General features: G+C 67.2%; 16 protein-coding genes and 1 tRNA gene. 4 read left to right on the plus strand and 13 right to left on the minus strand.

What is annotated here, in order from left to right; translation table 11 throughout:
• Positions 1-335: 335 nt before the first annotated feature.
• The gene (locus tag ACFYXE_RS15820; RefSeq protein ID WP_389312757.1) at positions 336-1,265 is read left to right on the plus strand and encodes a LysR family transcriptional regulator; all 930 of its coding nucleotides are present in this window, start codon (positions 336-338) and stop codon (positions 1,263-1,265) included.
• 40 nt (positions 1,266-1,305) lie between these two features.
• Here the strand turns inward: ACFYXE_RS15820 and ACFYXE_RS15825 are convergent, their stop codons facing one another.
• The 10 genes from ACFYXE_RS15825 to ACFYXE_RS15870 all read right to left on the minus strand — a co-directional run bounded on the left by ACFYXE_RS15825 (position 1,306) and on the right by ACFYXE_RS15870 (position 10,868).
• Positions 1,306-1,485, minus strand: a complete 180-nt coding sequence (locus ACFYXE_RS15825) for a hypothetical protein (RefSeq protein WP_389312759.1) — start codon at positions 1,483-1,485, stop codon at positions 1,306-1,308.
• 691 nt (positions 1,486-2,176) lie between these two features.
• On the minus strand, positions 2,177-3,391 hold the full coding sequence (locus tag ACFYXE_RS15830) for a DNA adenine methylase (RefSeq protein ID WP_389312761.1): 1,215 nt from the start codon (positions 3,389-3,391) through the stop codon (positions 2,177-2,179).
• Positions 3,388-4,788, minus strand: coding sequence for a hypothetical protein (locus ACFYXE_RS15835; protein ID WP_389312763.1), 1,401 nt, complete (start codon positions 4,786-4,788; stop codon positions 3,388-3,390). Before ACFYXE_RS15835 ends, ACFYXE_RS15830 begins: the two co-directional genes overlap by 4 nt.
• Entirely contained in the window at positions 4,788-6,830 is a 2,043-nt protein-coding gene (locus ACFYXE_RS15840; protein WP_389312765.1) for a helicase HerA domain-containing protein, read from the minus strand. Before ACFYXE_RS15840 ends, ACFYXE_RS15835 begins: the two co-directional genes overlap by 1 nt.
• A 377-nt stretch (positions 6,831-7,207) precedes the next feature.
• Positions 7,208-8,074 carry a GNAT family N-acetyltransferase gene (locus ACFYXE_RS15845; protein WP_389312768.1) on the minus strand — a complete coding sequence of 289 codons (867 nt, stop codon included), beginning with the start codon at positions 8,072-8,074 and terminating at the stop codon, positions 7,208-7,210.
• A 78-nt stretch (positions 8,075-8,152) separates the two neighbouring features.
• Positions 8,153-8,320: a hypothetical protein gene (locus ACFYXE_RS15850; protein WP_389312770.1), complete on the minus strand. Its 168-nt coding sequence runs from the start codon at positions 8,318-8,320 to the stop codon at positions 8,153-8,155.
• Positions 8,317-9,444, minus strand: a complete 1,128-nt coding sequence (locus ACFYXE_RS15855; RefSeq protein ID WP_389312772.1) for a radical SAM protein — start codon at positions 9,442-9,444, stop codon at positions 8,317-8,319. The genes ACFYXE_RS15850 and ACFYXE_RS15855 overlap by 4 nt, the downstream gene beginning before the upstream one ends.
• Before the next feature lie 10 nt (positions 9,445-9,454).
• Positions 9,455-10,033, minus strand: a complete 579-nt coding sequence (locus tag ACFYXE_RS15860; RefSeq protein ID WP_389312774.1) for a hypothetical protein — start codon at positions 10,031-10,033, stop codon at positions 9,455-9,457.
• Positions 10,030-10,431 carry an ATP-binding protein gene (locus tag ACFYXE_RS15865; RefSeq protein WP_389312776.1) on the minus strand — a complete coding sequence of 134 codons (402 nt, stop codon included), beginning with the start codon at positions 10,429-10,431 and terminating at the stop codon, positions 10,030-10,032. The genes ACFYXE_RS15860 and ACFYXE_RS15865 overlap by 4 nt, the downstream gene beginning before the upstream one ends.
• A gap of 11 nt (positions 10,432-10,442) precedes the next feature.
• Positions 10,443-10,868, minus strand: a complete 426-nt coding sequence (locus tag ACFYXE_RS15870; RefSeq protein WP_389312778.1) for a hypothetical protein — start codon at positions 10,866-10,868, stop codon at positions 10,443-10,445.
• Between the two features lie 153 nt (positions 10,869-11,021).
• Between ACFYXE_RS15870 and ACFYXE_RS15875 the strand changes: the two genes are divergently transcribed.
• Genes ACFYXE_RS15875 through ACFYXE_RS15885 form a run of 3 tightly spaced genes read left to right on the plus strand, consistent with a single transcriptional unit; the run spans position 11,022 to position 13,571 of the window.
• Entirely contained in the window at positions 11,022-12,191 is a 1,170-nt protein-coding gene (locus tag ACFYXE_RS15875; protein ID WP_389312780.1) for a helix-turn-helix domain-containing protein, read from the plus strand.
• Complete coding sequence (locus ACFYXE_RS15880) at positions 12,137-12,805, plus strand: YdcF family protein (protein ID WP_389312782.1); 669 nt, start codon at positions 12,137-12,139, stop codon at positions 12,803-12,805. Before ACFYXE_RS15875 ends, ACFYXE_RS15880 begins: the two co-directional genes overlap by 55 nt.
• A complete protein-coding gene (locus ACFYXE_RS15885) occupies positions 12,747-13,571 on the plus strand; it encodes a WbqC family protein (protein WP_389312784.1) in 825 nt (274 codons plus the stop codon). The genes ACFYXE_RS15880 and ACFYXE_RS15885 overlap by 59 nt, the downstream gene beginning before the upstream one ends.
• Before the next feature lie 159 nt (positions 13,572-13,730).
• Here ACFYXE_RS15885 and ACFYXE_RS15890 read toward each other — a convergent pair.
• From ACFYXE_RS15890 to ACFYXE_RS15900, 3 genes are all read right to left on the minus strand, one after another.
• A tRNA-Thr gene (locus tag ACFYXE_RS15890) sits at positions 13,731-13,804 on the minus strand.
• 117 nt (positions 13,805-13,921) lie between these two features.
• Positions 13,922-15,490: an alpha/beta hydrolase gene (locus ACFYXE_RS15895; protein ID WP_389312786.1), complete on the minus strand. Its 1,569-nt coding sequence runs from the start codon at positions 15,488-15,490 to the stop codon at positions 13,922-13,924.
• 163 nt (positions 15,491-15,653) lie between these two features.
• Positions 15,654-16,859, minus strand: a complete 1,206-nt coding sequence (locus ACFYXE_RS15900; RefSeq protein WP_389312788.1) for a DNA polymerase III subunit delta' — start codon at positions 16,857-16,859, stop codon at positions 15,654-15,656.
• Positions 16,860-16,903 lie beyond the last annotated feature (44 nt).

Here is a 16,903-nt window from a genome sequence, read left to right on the forward strand (position 1 = left end):
GGCCTCGCGGCCCGAGGGGTACGGGAGCAAAACGGGCACTCAACTCGCCCATTCCGCACCATTACGCCCCCTCTGGAGCTCGCAACCACACCGGAGCCTTGAATAGTTGTTCACTTAAATTACCGCCACCGCCCCCCTCTCGGCCACCTCGAAAGGTGTCACGCACAAGCCGGACAGCTATTTTCCAGCCAAAATTCGCAACTCACTTGACCAGAACCAACCATCCCCGTATGGCAACCAATCAGAGCCGACCACGCCGCCCCAAAACCAGACCCACTTGCCCGAATTACCAGAACCAACACCGATCCAGCTCCCCATAACTAGAATCAGCAGCCATGGAACTCAGGCAGCTCGAATACTTCGTCGCGGTGGCCGAAGAGGAGAACTTCACGCGGGCCGCGGAACGCGTGCACATCAGCCAGTCCGGAGTGAGCGCCCAGGTCCGCCAGTTGGAACACGACCTCGGGACGTCCCTGTTCGACCGCTCGGGCCGCAGCGTGCGGCTGACCCCCGCCGGGACGGCCGCCCTGCGCCACGCCCGGTCCGCACTGGCCGCCGCCGACGCGGTCCGCCAGGCGGTGGACGAGGTGAACGGCCTCATCCGCGGCCGGCTCGTCGTCGGCATGGTGACCGCGTGCACGGTGACACCGCTCTTCGACGCGCTGTCCGCCCTCCATCACCAGCACCCCGGCGTGGAGATGGTGCTCCTGGAGGACACCTCCGACCGCCTCGTCGAACGGCTCCGCGCGGGCACCGTGGACCTGGCCCTTATCAGCACCTCGGGCACGACACCGCCGGGCCTGGAGGCGTACGAGATCATCCGCGAACCCCTGGTCGCCGCCATGCCGTCGGACCACCCGCTCTGCGAACAGCCCGAGGTCACCCTGGCGGACCTGGCCCGGCACCCGGTGGTGAGCCTGCCGACGGGGGCCGGGGTGCGCGCGGTGTTCGACGACGCGTGCGCGGCGGCGGGCGTCGACGTGGAGATCGCGTTCCAGGCCGGCGCGCCCAGCGCGATCGCCGACCTGGCGATCCGCGGCCTGGGCGTCGCCATCCTCTCCGAGTCCCTGGTCGCCCGGCACCGCCCCCACCTGACGACCCGCCCCATCGCGGACATCCACACGGAGCCGGTCCTCTCCCTGGCCTGGTCCTCGACGGACAACCCGGCCCTGCGGCAACTGATCCACCACTGCCGCCGCACCTTCGCCCGCCCGGCCCCCCTGGACGCCCCGACGATCCCGGCACCGACCCTGACGCCCCAGTAGCGAGCCCCGGAGCCCCCTCCTACCAGCTACCCCCTACCGCCTATCTGCGCCGAACCGGCAGGATCTGTGCGAAGGCACGCAGAACCGCGGCGCGTTCCTCCGGGGCGGTCCCCCGCAGCGCGATGACGAGAGCGGTGAGAAAGGTGACGGCGATCACGACGACGACCGCGAGCAGGACCCGAGGGGTCCCGGCGGCAACCTGAATGAGAAGAGTGAACATGACAGTCCTCCGTCGGCAGGCCGGCCCCGCCGACAGCGGGATCCGGAGATCGGGAAGGCCGATGGGCCGACGAGGACGCGCCTGAAGCCGAGCACCCGAACGGCATGAAGATGCCGGGGCTCAACCTCGATGATCACTCAACGATCAAGACCGCCGAAGAGCAGGACTACGTCCGCGACCAGCCGAAACGGCCGGGCTCACTTCCCGTGCGCGGAGGCGCTCATGCGCCGAAGACACGCAGCCATGTCCACCACTCCCAGCGGTAGCCCAGAACCGGGCCAGGGACGGCACCATCACACCGTCTCCCCTCCACCATGCCCGATCCCGCCCCCACCCACCACCCTCCAACTCCCTTTCAGGCCAGACCCGTTGCCCCACACCCACCCAGCCGAACACAAAAAAGAACCCCGACTCGATTCCCTCCGAGCCGGGGTCCCCACTGAGCCGCCTTCGAGATTCGAACCCGAGACCTACGCATTACGAGGGCCCTCAAGATCATCCTGACTACTACCGGGCGATGCCTCAGAATCTTGTCTTACCAGGTCAGAGACCCGCAACCCCGATCGGTATAATGCCTAATCCAGACGGTGCCGTCCCATCCGCTCACGCATCGCTCACGCAGGCTGGCCACTCGCGACGCTTCGAGCCCGCCAGACCGCCCCGCGTGGCAACCGCCAATCCAGCGGCGCAATCAAGGCAGCTCGCGCAGCTGATGATCTACGGGGACAGTGGATGGCGGAAGGGTCGTGATGAGGAGTTCGTCGGCATCGCGCTTGCCCGTCTTACCACTAGCGCTGTAGCGCGTCTTCACCAACCGTTTAGTCAAGGGCCACGAGCGTACGCCGAGCATCTCTCGGTCCACGCGGCTAGGCGCCATGCGAGTGTGCGCATAGAGCCAGGCACTTTCGGTCAGCATTGGGTTGTTGTCGTAGCTGAGCAGCCAGCGGAACTGCGCCTTGGTCCGCAGATATCCGGCGAGCTGCATGTGGAGCATATGGTCATCCGATCCCGCCTTGCCAGCCCTGTTGCCACCGTATCCACCCCTAGGGTCGAAAGAGGTTCGGTACAAGTGCGAAGCTTTTTCGATGTAGGGCGGGTCGAGGTAAGCAACAACGCGAGACGGGATCAACTGCGGGTAATAACTGGGCACGTCATCGAGCGTCTTTTGCCAGTCCTTATGCCAGACATCGACGATTCGGCCCATGTCGTAAAGGTGACCGACATATCGAAGTCGTTCCTCTATGGCCTCCGGATTCCACCGGCATCCGATGCCGTACGGGCTTTCTTGCTTACGCCCGCCGATCGGGCCTGCCTTACCATGAAGGATTCCAGAAAACGTTGTGCGGTTTAGAAATAGGCACTGTGTCGCCAACTCCAATCGAACCGCGGCAGGCTTCGCTTGCCGAGTGGGCGCCCAGGAACGCCAATAGTCCCACCGATCGACAGCGGTTGCTCCACCCGGCTTGACGTATCGGGTCCACTCGTCATGCATACGGTCGATCAGCGCCTCAGTATCGGCGGCTGCGGTCTGCCAGAAAGCAGTCACCAACGGATCCACGTCAGCGAGCAGCACTCGGTCGACGAGCCCTTGGCCAACTAGTCGCAAGGACGCCGACGCTCCGCCGGCGAAAGGCTCGACCAGAAGGTTGATTGCCGGAACGGCCCTCGAACCCTTGGCGGCATCCAAGATTCGGGCAATCACCGGCGCGAGGGAGGATTTTGCTCCTGGATAGCGCAGGGGTGACTGGTACCTGCTCGTCATGAGCGCGTGGTCAACGATGCCGAGGGGTGAAACGATTGGTCGGGGGCTGTCGAGAATGTGCGTCGGGATTGCAGGCGCAGCACCATGCGCAACCCGAGCATCACAGAGGGGGTCGGCCGGCAGCACAGCCACATTCTCGATCATGGGGTGAACCGTACCGGAGCCGCTTGTCCACCAGACGAGTCGAGACCGAGACGTTTGGTAGCTACGAGGCGGAGCACATCGGTGCCCACTCCGATCGGGAACGCGGCCTTCCCATGCGCGGCCGCCACCGGGATGATGCCATCGACGTACATCGAGGAACCAGTGCGGTCGATCACGTCCAGGATTGCAGACAACGTCGGGTAGGCCGCCGGGTCGGCTTGGCCGCCGTTGGCATCATAGGGTGCGCCCACCGGTGGTGGCACGGTCGGAACGACAACTCGCCCGTCAAGCGCGCGATACACGAACTTGCGGCCCCAGTATGTCTCTTTGCCGTAGGCGCGGGCGTTGTTGGCGTTTACGACTCGCGCAATGATCTGTTCGTCGCATACCAACAGGTCACCTGGTTCGAGAATGTCATGCCGGGCCAGTTGGCGCGCGTAGTCGACCAAAACTCCGGACTTCTCAATCCCACAGACGTATGGTGCGTTTCCCGGAGTAGCCCTGCCCATCGCTTGGAAGTATTCAAGGGCTCGTCCGCGCAGCTTTGCTGGTGTGCCGAACACGGCCAGTGGGCCATCGACGATGAACAGCGTCGTGGGAAGAGCCTTATGGCGAGACTGCTCCCACAACAGCGTCGCCAGCCCGACTAGCACCAACAGCTCGATCACCGACATGAGCCGCCCGAGAGCGGACTGGTTCGTCCCCTCTTCGCCAACCTCCTCGTGGATACGGAGCACGTCCGTGGGGAAGAGGTGCACGCCGCACGCGTCGCAGTCGGCACCAGCGGGCGGCACAGGAATGTCCTTCTTGCAGTCCTGCGTCGGACAATTAACCGGCACGGTAGCCGCTGGCGCCCCGGGAACGCCGTGGAGAAGGAAGAGCAGGTCCAGCAGCGGCTGGTCGAGGCGATTAACGTCGATTTTCTTCTGCCGAAACAGCTCATTGATGACCTCTCGCCACGAGGTCACGATGTCGGCGTCGGCACGCGTATACGCGCCGGCGACAGGCAGATCCAGCGTCACGATGGCGGTGTTGACCGCACGCTCGATCTTGTACGGGTCGACAAATCGTTCGGCCCGCTGCGATTCCAAAACTCCGAGGTCCACGTACGCTGCGGCGGCCTGCGCAAACCCGTATAGGACCGATGGCAGGCCGTCACGAACCTGTTCAACGACGTGTGAACCATCGATCGCCAGCGCAGCAGTGAGTTGGTCTGGCGCATGCGGGGCAGCGAAGTCGCTCCGCGGACGGATTCGCTCACGGATCGAATCCAGGTCCTGGATCGCCTCAGCCGGGACATGGAAGGTGCGTTGGTCCGCGATCGCCCGGATGGCGGCCGCCGAATGCCCCAGCCGCGATGCGATCTCGTGAGCCCCGCCGACGGTCTCGTACGGCATCAGAGTGCCGTACCGTTCAGCGTCAACGGCGGGTCACCAGCCGCTGCTCGTGCTTCGTTGACGAGCGCGATGTCGTACCGATCGATCTGGACAGGAACAATGTACGGCGAGGACAGTGTCTTGAGCCGCACGTACCCACGATCCTCGGAGGCGATGATCGCATCCGAGAACGCCCCGAAGTCGTAGAACTTGGCCAGCTCCCGCACCTCTGTCGTGTTATTCAAATGGGCGACAACCCAGTTGGCAGTATTCGCCTTGACCTGATGCGCCACCCCCGAGACCTCTTGCGTGGCGTAGGTCATGCCGAGATTCAGCTTGCTCGCTTCCTTGGCGAGCTTGACCCAGACGTCAAGGTCATCCTTATAGCGATCCGACGAGAACAGGTTGTGAGCCTCCTCAAGCATCACCTGAATGTGCGGCGGTTCCTGCCCAGAGGTAAACACCTCGGTCTGCTTAGAAAGCAGTCGACGCGTAATCGACTCGCTCAGCGCTTTAGTCACAGCTTCGGCCCCGACATGCAAATCGACGATCACAATGCGCCCCCGGAGAAGCTCCTCGTAGATCTCGATCGCAGGGTCGTTCTGTGTCGCTGGGCTGTGAAACGAGCGCAGTGGGTTCAGATTTCGCCAGCCTCGGACGCTGCGGTTCCCGCTGCGAGTCGTGAAAATTGGCTCAACGCTCTTCCAGCGGACATCCTTGGCGAAGCTGCTCGCGTCGGTGTCTCCGGCGTCGCGCAGCTCCACAATCTTGTCGACGACATTCTCTACGTCTGCTGCAGCGACGGCCACGAAATTGGCACTGTTCCCGACTTGCACAAACGGGTTACGGCCGAGTTCGGCGACAATCTTCTGCTGGAAAGCGGCGCTGATATTGATTCGCGCGCGAAAATTTGTCGGTACTGCGAACCCCGCACGCATCAGCGCGCCATAGAGAACAAGCCGGGCACGTTGGGCATGCGTGGTGGCGGAGCGATCTCCTGGAACATCCGCGTAGGACATGCCCGCGAAGTCCTTGACGTAACCAGACTCATCGCCGCTAAGAGTGTCGGAAATCAACCCTTGGACTGCGTCAATCTGATTCTCAGAAAAGAAGTTGATGTTGAGAGGCTTAACGTGCGGCTGCGTGCCGTCCGCACCGAACTTGAAGATCCGGACATGGTCCGCACCGATCGCCGCAATCTCGGTATCATCCTGCACATTTGGGTTGGCGTACTCCCCCTGCGGGTCGAAAATCAGCTGACCAATGGGGTGGCCGCCGGCGGCGCGCTGTCGTTCGGAGACCACGAACGTGCGCGCGATGATGATCTTCGCGGTATTCGACTTGCCCATCCGAGTCATGCCGAGCAGGGCGGTCTTGTTGCCAATGAAGTCCCGGATGTTGACATCGACTGCGGCGTCGGCCTGCTTGGCGGCTTTAGCTCGCCGCCGCGTAGCGGAGTACCGCACCGCGCCGATGCGTACGCGTTCCACCGGGCGTCCGGTCGGTTTGAGGTAGGAGGCGATCGTCGCGAGGCCGTCACCGATAGGCTTCAGGACTCGGTACGTGGACGTGGCGTAGAAGTTGTCCACGTCGGCACCGAACTCCAGCACCTTCTGCCCATCCACGTCGTCTTCGTAGAAGGTGCCGAGGATCTTGCATCGCACACCAGTGAACGACACGCGGTTCTTGGTGAACGGGTCGAGCTCCGCATCGAGCACGGCGGATGGCGATGGGTCCTGGTTGTTAGACAGAGCCGTTCGCAGGGACTCCTCGCGCACTGCGTGCAGGTCGCGCTCAAGCGACAGCGGGGACGTGCCCTCCACGCGCAGAAGCAGCACCTCGTCATCGTCGACGTGTGGCTCGTTGACGTCCTGCGCGGTCGCGAGGAGGAACGAGAACTGCGGAATACCACCGGCGTCGAACTTCCAGCGATCGTGAGTCAGCACGACGGCCTGGCCGTAGTCGATCTGGTGAATCGCACCTATCCGGGTCGACCGACCGTCGGCAAGCAGCTCAGACCGCAGCAAAGACCCGGCGCCAACGCCGGGAATGAATTCCGTCACTTTCCACCCGCTCCGAACGCACCCACCAGAAACCCCCGCTCATCTGACCGACAAGATCAATGATCCCGTAGCGTGCTGAGTGTCACGAGTCGTCACGCAGCGCTGCTGAGATAGATCAGCCTAGTACCAAGTGAGTTCGCCAGGTGCTGAATTGATCCGATCCCTGGCCGACAGCAAGACCGCCGTCGGGGTATTGCCCGCGTAGGCCGACTAGCAGCAGCGGGCCAGGGAGCAGACTCTTCGCTTCACCTGGCTGCCCATGCTCCTTGGCCTACCTCGTGCAGCCTGGGCAGAGCTCCTGCTACCACGCGAGCAGGGTAGCTCGTCCCACTGACACATGGCGGCCTGATCATTAGCAGGAACGTGCCAAGCTTGCGTCAGACCGTCCTGTCGTGGAGAAAACCCAGCGTGGCGAGCCCTTCGCTGCGACAGAGGTGATCCGAGGCTCCCCGGACTTCGGTCTGGAGGAGCTGGTACACCGCGCCGCGAGTCTGGCCCCAGTGCATGGCCGCCCGCCACAGGTGTCGGCCGAGTCCGTGCCCGCGAGCGTCGGGGTGCACAGCGAAGTACTGCGGCATGAGCTGGGCGACGCCCGTTGGGTCGGGACAGATCTCCATGGGGCCGATGGCACCGACAATACGGTCCTCCACCACGGCCACGAGGACCGGGCCGCATCCCTTGGTCTTCATCAGGCGGTCGAGGAAGGCGAAGCCGTCGGCCGCCATCGTCTGGGCGAAGGCGGTGAAGGTGCCGCGGATGTGAAGGGGCCAGTCTTCGAGCCGACGGACTGGGCCGAGGGAGGGGGGACAGTGCCGCGCCCTAAAGTCCTTGAGCTGGATGCGGACGCCAGGTGTATGGGTTGTCTCCGGGCCCAGTGGCCGGACAACGCGAGCAGAGGCTGCTCCGTGGAGGGCCGCGAGCTTCGCTGCGAGTTCGGCGGCCTGGTCCAGGAGTTCGTTCCGGTGACCGTAGGCGAAGACCTTCACCGCTCGTCGGCCGCGGGTCAACAGAGTCGGGATGAGTGTGTGGTCAGGGTGGTGGACCACGTCGCCAGGAAGGACGACCTCCTGCTTCTCGTTGCCCCAGCGGCGGTCCTTGTCGTACGGCAGGAAGCGCCGGTCGGCGGCCACGAGGAGGGTGGCTTCGAAGAGGTCCGCCGTCAGGGCGTGCGGGTGGACGGGGCCGAGGGTGGGCACGACCGGTGCGGTGAGCACCGGGCGGAGCCAGTCCCAGCGGAAGAGCATGCGGGCACCTTAGCGCTGTACGTGAGGGTGCTCCGGCCCGTCGATGGGACGGACCGGAGCGCATCGGTCGGGCCGGGATTAGTGGGGGTTGTCGTCGCCGGCGTCGCAGGAGCACTCGGCGCTCTCGACGACGTCGTCCAGATCCGCGACGAGCGTCACGGCGGCCGAGGCCACCGGGGGCGCCGGTCGGCGGGCGCTGCTGGGCGGGCCGGTCAGGAACTGCACCGGTACGGGTCCGGGCGTCATAGGGTCACCTTCTCTTTCTCTGTGTCTCCGTGCTGGCAGTAGCTGTGCAGCGGCGCCTTCGCCTCCTGGTAGTGCTTGGCCAAGGGACGGCAGACCCGGCAGGTGCCGGACAGGGCGCAGCCTTCGCACCCACCGGTGCGAAGCATCAGGCGGTCGGCGATCGTGCCGAGCCGTCGCAGTCCTTCGATGCCTTCGGCCATGAGGTCGATCTGGTCGTCGCGGCCGACCTTGCAGATCGAGACCCTGGCGTGCGGGTCGGCGTGAAAGAAGGTGTGGCCGGCGTTGCATCCGGCGAACGGCTTGCGCTGGCGCAGGTGGTCCGCGGACTGCGCGAGGAGCGGTTCGCCGCCGCCGTAGATCGTCGGGGTCATGTTGGTGTACGCGTGATGCTCCACGCCCCACTCCCGTGCGAGCGCGGCCATCTCGTCGGCCTCGCGCGCGTTGTCCTCGGTGACGACGATGTTGATGCGCAGCGGCAGCCCTGCGGCGCGGGCGGCGTCCATGCCCCGCCGGAACGCTTTCCAGGCTCCGCGCCGCTGGGTGAGCGCGTCGAAGGACTCCTCGCTCGCGCCGTACATGCTGACGACGAGGCGGTACGGCGGGCATTCGCTGAAGAGCTGGAGCAGGTCGGGGCGGGACAGCAGGGAGCCGTTCGTGGAGATCGTGAGCATCATTCCGGCCAGCCAGGCGTACCGGTAGGCGTTCTGGAAGTGCGGATCCATGGTCGGTTCGCCACCGGTGATCTGGAGCCAGATGACACCGGCCTCGCGCATGATGTCCAGGAGCTTGACCTTGTTCTCCCAGGTGAGGCCGGAGAAGGGGCGTTCGCCGAGGTAGCAGTGCTTGCAGCCGAAATTGCATCCGAGGTTGATCTCCCAGGAGGCCCGGCAGTATCCGTACGCAGACGGCTCGCGGATCAGGACCGTGTCCGTCGCCGGGGCGCCGGCGACGTCGAGGCCCCAGGCTTCGGCCGCCAGGTCGACCGCCCACTCGGGCAGGGGCTGCGCGCCTTCGGCTGCGTGGAGTTGCTCATAGTGGGTGGCCGGGATGCGGGCGCCAGAACGCGCTCCGGGGCGCAGCAGGAGGTGGCCGTCGAGAAACGGGGCGGCGATGAACTGGTGCATGGCGTGCCTTTCACGGTTCGAGTCGGCAGTGCAGGGAGCAGTCCGGGCATGCGCGGCCCGAGGTCGGGTCGGCACTGCTGCCGCCGCAGGTCGAGCAGACGTCAGCTCGCGGGGCTGGCGGCGGGAGTTGGACGCGCCCGAACAGCAGTCGGTTGGCTGCGAGCGCGGCGTCCAGGTAGGCGTCGAGGCGATCGGCGTCAGCGGACTGTGTCAGCGGATCGAGACCGAGCATGAGGATCACCTCGCCGGTGCGGGTGACCAGTTCGGTCCAGGGACGGCGGGTGGGTAGCCGCAGTCGGCGAGAGGCCCCGGGGATGTGCAGCAGCACGTGGTCGCCGACGAGTTGTAGGCCGGGCTTCAGTTCTGGGATGACCTCACGTGCTCCGGTCAGGCCGCCGAGGCACGCGGACAGTCCACGCATTCGGTCCTCGGCCGTCACGGCGGGGCCGCCGTCAGTCAGGGCCGTGGTGTGCGTGATCAGAATGAGCGCGATCTCGCGGCCGTCCGGTCCGGCACCCGGCCAGGTCCAAGCGGCGAGCGACACCAGTAGGCGCAGTTCAGGGTCGAGCGGGGTGAGAGTGACGCTCATGATGTCGTGCCTGCCGGGGCTTTGAAACACGACCAGACGATCTTCCCGAACGGGGTGCGGTCCTCCACGCCCCAGCCGTCGGCAAGCGCGGTCACCAGGAGCAGCCCGCGGCCGACGGTGTCCGTGTCGCAAGGCCGACGGGAGTGGGGTTGCAAGCGGCGGCTGTCGTGCACTTCCAGGCGTACGACCTCGTCGTCGGCGTCGAGTCTGACCAGAAAGCCGTGGCCGGGGGCGGTCCCGTGGAGCATGGCGTTGGTGGCGAGTTCGGAAACGCAGAGTCGGACGTCTTCGCCTCGGTCCAGCAGACCCCAGCTGGTCAAGGCCTCGGTGGTGAAAGCTCGCGCCTGGCCGACCGATTCGGGCCGGGACTTGAAGAACCTCTGGATCGTTTTGGTCATCGCGATGGTCCTCATGACTCGGCGTCCACGACGCGAGTGGTGCCGGAGTGCGGACGGTGGACGGGGCCGCTTCGAGGGACGGTCGAGTGCGTGGGACTCGGGCGCCGGACCAGCAGCAGCCGGGCACCGGCCGATTCGATCTGTCGCCCGCGTTCCGCCGCTATGGCCTTCGGGCCCAGGTGCGACATGGCTGGGGCGACGACGCCGTAGACGTCCGGCAGCGCCAGCACGTCAAGGAGACCCGTGAACGCCACTGACGCCGGCCCGGCAGCGTCGCGGTCGGTGAAGAGGCTGGACAGCTGCAGCTCGTGGCTACGGCAGTACTCGGCCAGCGAGGCGGCCAGTGCTTCCTGCCGCGCTCGGGGTACGCGTACCAGCCGCAGGAAACCGTAGACGACCGGTCCGCTGACCAGGCGATGTTCTGTGAGGGGTTCCATGCTCGGGTCTCTCCAAAGACTCGACACGTGGTGACGTTCCGAGCATGGCGTCGGACCAACTCCCGGGAAATCACCGCTTGTTCTACTTCCGTTCCACTTCCGTCCCGCCGTGCCGTCGGGTCTGCTTCGATGGCTGGCGGAAGGGAGTGACGCGTGGCGACCGTGCACCACTGGACCGGGCTTGAGGCCAAGGCGCTACGGCTCGCCCTGCGGCTGAGCGTGCGGGCCTACGCCGAGCGTCTGGGCCTGGCGGTCGCGACCGTGTCCAAGTGGGAGAACAAGCTCGCCGCCACCGAGCCGAGACCCGATACCCAGGCCATCCTCGACACCGCCCTCGGGCGAGCGGACGCCGCGGCCCACCTGCGCTTCGAGACACTCCTGTCGGAGATGGCCGGCGCCGTCGCGACTGTCGGCAGACGTGTCGTCGCGTCCGGCCCCAGGGCGTGGGAGTACGAGTCCTGGGCCGATGACCTCGACCGTGTCGTGGTCGCCCTGTCCCGGCAGAACTTCGCCTTCGCCGACAGCCTTCTCAGTCGGTGGCTGGGCCAGTTCAAGGCCCATGAGCTGGACGAGAAGGGCCTGTACTTCTTTGCCCGCTCCACGGCCTTACTCGGTGACCTCAAACGCGACCAAGGCGTCGTCCTGGGCCCGCTCTCGGCCCAGCACTCCTACGCCGGTGCCCGGACGGTCTTCACCCAGCTCGACATTCCTCGCCGCGTCGCCCAGCTCGATCTGTCGCTCGCAGTCGTCACCGAGATGTCCGGCAAGCTGGAAGTCGCCGCCCGCAACTACGAGAACCTGGCCGTCGACGACCGGCTCTCTCGCCGCGACCGGGCTCGCGCAAGGCTGTGGGTGGGGACGGCGCTGAGCAAGGACGGCGAGCACGACTACGCGACCCGCGTCATGCAGGCGGCGACCCGCGAATTCGAAGATCTAACCGAACCGGACGACTGGTCGGTGGCCCACCAGAAGCTTGCTCTGGCCCGCCGCGGCGCCGGCGATCTCTCTCAAGCCCTGCACTTCATCGACATCGCCCGAAGCAGCGGAACGACCGACTCACCGATGCAACGCGTACGCCTGGACACCGCTCATGGCCACATCCTGCTCTCCGATACGGCAACCCAGGATGATGGAATCCTCGTCCTCGATCAGGCCGCCAAGGTGGCCGCGCAGTACGGACTCGTGCACCAACTGCGCAGCATCGAGGGCGTCAAGGCCATGAGTGAGGGGCCGACCGGCCCCCGGCAAACGGTGACCAGGGAGAACGCGTGCGCAACGACCATCAGGGCATCACCGAGGACCAATGGCACCAGGCCAAGCTGATCTGGGACTACCACCAGATGCAGCACGAGCTACGCCCCGTCGACGTGGCGATCGGACTGGGAAGCCACGATCTCGGCGTCGCAACCCGCTCCGCCGAGCTGTACCGCGCCGGGCTGTTCCAGACCCTGGTATTCACCGGCGGCAACAGCCCCACCACCGCCAAGGTCTTCCCTCGCGGGGAGGCGATCCACTTCCGTGAGCACGCCATCGAGCTCGGTGTCCCCGCCGATGCCATCCTGCTGGAGCCCCACGCGGCCAACACCGGACAGAACATCACGCTCTCCCGTGAGGTCCTCGGCGCCTCCGGCGTCCGTCCGGCCACGGTGCTGCTGGTTTCCAAGCCGTACATGGAACGGCGATCGTTCGCTACCGCCCGCAAGCTGTGGCCCGACATCGAGTTCCTCTGCGCGTCGGAGCCGCTGGAGTTCGACGACTATCTGAAGAGCATCGGGGACGAGAAGCTCGTTCTGGACATGCTCGCGGGCGACCTTCAGCGGGTCATCGAGTATCCGAAGCTCGGATTCGCCATCGAGCAGGAAGTCCCCGAGGACGTACATGCAGCGTACGAATCTCTCATTCGCTCCGGCTTCACCAGCCGCCTCATCTCCTCGTGAGCAGCCTGCTCCCGGCGGGCTGTGCGCGATCCACCAGCCCAATCTGTTCCCGAGGCTGACAACGCTGGCCAAGCTGTTCGCGGCGGACTACTGGATCGTCCTGGACGATGTGCAGTTCACCCGCCGCGACTACCAGCACCGAGCCCGCCTCGCCGCCATCGACGCACCAGACCGCCAGCAGTGGCTCTCCATCCCCACCCATCTCCCGAGCGGGCGATCCACCCTCATCCGAGACGCGCTGATCGACGACGCCGATCTCGCCCGCCGCAGGATCGCCGGAATACTGCGGCAGAACTTCGGAGCCAGCCCGCACTGGCCCTCTCTCGCCCAGGCCCTGGAACCGGTGTTGGACGCCTTCGCCACCGGGCGGACCGCGGTGATAGCAGAGACCTCCACCCGCGTGCTGCTCGACCTGCTCGGCTGGCGGGGCCGGATCCTCAGGAGCAGCCTCCTGTCAGCCAGACCGGGCCGCTCCCTACGGCTCGCCGACCTGGCCGCCGCGACGGGTGCTCGCGCGTACCTGTGCGGGACCGGCGGCATGACGTATCTCGACCCCGACCCGTTCGCTGCCAGGAACATCGCCGTGGCTTCCTTCCGGCCCCCGACCACCGGCATCTGGTCGACCGCACGCCGGCTCAGTGCCCTGTGGGCACTGGCGTCGCTCGGCCCGGACACCCTGGCTTCCCGTCTCCGTGCCGTTGCCGACGACCATGCCGTACCCGGGGCCACCGTGCCTGAACTGCGATCACCGGCAACGTTTGTCTGAAGAGACAGCAGTCCGGAGTGCCGAATGGCTGCCCCTTGCAATCGCTACCGCCGAGGGCGGCTTCCTCGCTCCGGAACGGTAGCTGGCTCCGGTGGACGCTGCTGGACCAGAGCAACAGAAAACCCCAGGTCACCTGAAATGCGACCTGGGGTTTCTCTGAGCCGCCTTCGGGATTCGAACCCGAGACCTACGCATTACGAGTGCGTTGCTCTGGCCATCTGAGCTAAGGCGGCGCGCCGTCCGCACCATGGTGCGATCAGCAACGCGGCCAAGTCTACACAGTTTTCCGGGGTGCTCCGCACACCCCCTGCGGACCGCCCCCGGACGGGGGCCCCGGCACGTCCGTACCGCTATGAGCAGCGCTTTCCGTCCTCCGGGGCGGTGCCCTTCAGCAGGTAGGCGTTGATCGTCGAGTCGACGCAGTCGCTGCCGCGCCCGTACGCCGTGTGGCCGTCGCCGTCGTAGGTCAGGAGGCGGCCCGAGGAGAGCTGGGAGGCCAGGGCGCGGGCCCAGCGGTAGGGGGTGGCCGGGTCGCGGGTCGTGCCCGCGACGACGATCGGCGCCGCGCCCTTCGCCTCGATGCGGTGCGGCCCGCCCGTGGCCCGCACCGGCCAGTACGCGCAGTTCAGGGACGACCAGGCGAGGCCCTCGCCGAAGACCGGGGACGCCTTCTCGAAGTCGGGCAGCGCCTTGCGGACGTCGGCCGGCGAGTCGAAGGCGGGCGGCAGGTCGAGGCAGTTCACGGCCGCGTTGGCGAACATGAGGTTCGCGTACTTCCCGTCGCCGTCGCGCTCGTAGTAGCCGTCGGAGAGGGCGAGCAGGCCCGAGCCGTCCTTGTTCTTCATCGCCGAGGTCAGCGCGTCGCGCAGCTGCGGCCAGCCCGCCTCGTCGTACATCGCGGCGATCACGCCGGTCGTGGCGAGCGCCTCGCCGAGCCGACGGTCGCTGCCGCCGACGGCCAGCGGCTTCCGGTCGAGCTCCGCGAAGAACGCCTTCAGGCGCTTGCCCGCGTCCTGGGGGCTCTCGGTGCCCAGCGGGCACTCCTCGTCGCGCGTCACGCAGTCCTTCGCGAAGGACTGGAAGGCGGTCTCGAAACCGGCCGTCTGGTCCTGGTTCATCCGGCGGGCGGGCAGCGCCGGGTCCATCGCGCCGTCCAGGACCAGGCGGCCCACCCGCTCCGGGTAGAGCCCGGCGTACGTCGCGCCGAGGAAGGTGCCGTACGACGCGCCCACGTAGGAGAGCTTGTCGTCGCCGAGCGCCGCCCGCAGGACGTCCATGTCGCGGGCCGCCTCGACCGTGGAGACGTGCGGCAGGACCTTGGCCGAATGTGCCCGGCAGCCCGCCGCGAACTCCTTGAAGGCCGTACGCACGGCCTCGGTCTCGCGCTCGTCGTCGGGCGTCATGTCGGTCTGCGTGTACGCGTCCATGCGCTTGCCGTCGAGGCAGGTGACGGGCTCACTGCGGGCCACTCCGCGTGGGTCGACGGCCACCATGTCGTAGCGGGCGCGGACCTCCGCGGGGTAGCCGAGGGCCGCGTACGACTGGAGGTAGCCGATCGCGGAGCCGCCGGGGCCGCCGGGGTTCACCAGGAGCGAGCCGAGGCGGCCGCTCTTCTTCGTGGCCTGCTTGCGGGCGACCGCCAGCTTGATGTCGCCGCCCCCGGGCTTGGCGTAGTCGAGCGGGACCTTCATGGAGGCGCACTGGAAGCCGGGGACACCGCACGCGTGCCAGCTCAGCTTCTGCCCGTAGTACGGGGCGAGCTCCGCGGGCACCGCATGGGACAGCGACGTCATGGAGGCGCCCGCCGTCGAACTCCCCGACGAGCAGCCGGTGATGAGCAGCCCGGCGGTCACGAGCAGCGTGCCGCACGTACGGAAGGTGAGGTGACGGCTGCGTCGGCCGCGGCGGCTGATGTCCATCACGCGAGGGTAACTCTCCGCGAGCGAAGCATCACTCACGGCACTCTTACGAGTGAGTGCGTCCGTCCGTCGTCCGACCGTCCGTCGTCCGTCCGTCGGGCTCCCGCGCGCGGGCCGTCACCCCGCGCGCAACGCCCTCGTCAACCCGCGCACAGCGCCCGCGTCACCCCGCCCGCAGCGCCACCGTCATCGCCTCGACCGCGAGCAGCGGCGCCACATTGCGGTCCAGGGCCGTGCGGCAGGCGCGGATCGCCTCGATGCGGCGGAGCGTGGACTCGGGCGAGGTGGCCAGGGCCATGCGCTCCAGCATGTCCTGCACCTCGGTGTTGGCGATCGCCACCCGGGAGCCGAGCTGCAGAGCGAGCACGTCCCGGTAGAGGCCGGTCAGGTCGATGAGGGCGAGGTCGAGGCTGTCGCGCTGCGTACGCGTCCTGCGGCGCTTCTGCTTGTCCTCCAGGTCCTTCATCACGCCGGCCGTGCCGCGCGGCATCCGGCCGCCCTGCGCCGCGCCGAGCGCCGCCTTGAGCTCCTCGGTCTCCTTGGTGTCGACCTCCTCGGCGACCTGCTTGGCGTCCTCGCCCGCCGTGTCGATCAGCTCCTGGGCCGCCTTCAGGCAGCCGCCGATCTCCGTCACCCGCTGCGGCATCTTCAGGACGGCGGCCCTGCGCTCGCGCGCGCGGGGGTCGGTGGCCAGGCGCCGGGCCCGGCCGATGTGCCCCTGCGTGGCGCGCGCGGCGGCCGCGGCGACGTCCGGCTCGATGCCGTCCCTGCGGATGAGCACGTCGGCGACCGCGTCCACCGGGGGCGTACGCAGCGTCAGGTGGCGGCAGCGCGAGCGGATCGTGGGCAGCACGTCCTCCAGGGAGGGCGCGCAGAGCAGCCACACCGTGCGGGGGGCGGGCTCCTCCACGGCTTTCAGCAGGACGTTCCCCGCGCCCTCGGTGAGGCGGTCGGCGTCCTCCAGGACGATGACCTGCCACCGTCCGACGGCGGGCGAGAGCTGTGCGCGGCGGACGAGCTCGCGGGTCTCCTTGACGCCGATGGACAGCATGTCCGTGCGCACCACTTCCACGTCGGCGTGGGTGCCGACGAGGCTGGTGTGGCAGCCGTCGCAGAATCCGCAGCCGGGGGCGCCGCCGAGCGCGCGGTCCGGGCTGGTGCACTGCAGGGCGGCGGCGAAGGCGCGCGCGGCGGTGGCCCGTCCGGAGCCGGGCGGGCCGGTGAACAGCCAGGCGTGCGTCATCTTCGACGACTCGGGCGGCGGGGTGTCCGTGGCCACGGCCGTCACCAGTGCGTCGGCGTCCCGGGCGGCGGCGCCCAACTGCTCGCTCACCCGCTCCTGCCCCACCAGGTCGTCCCACACGCTCATGGGGTCACCGCCTTACGCTGCGCTCTGCTCCGCCCGGACGCCGG

Source organism: Streptomyces sp. NPDC002564 (assembly GCF_042889645.1).
In the GTDB taxonomy this organism is placed as follows: domain Bacteria; phylum Actinomycetota; class Actinomycetes; order Streptomycetales; family Streptomycetaceae; genus Streptomyces.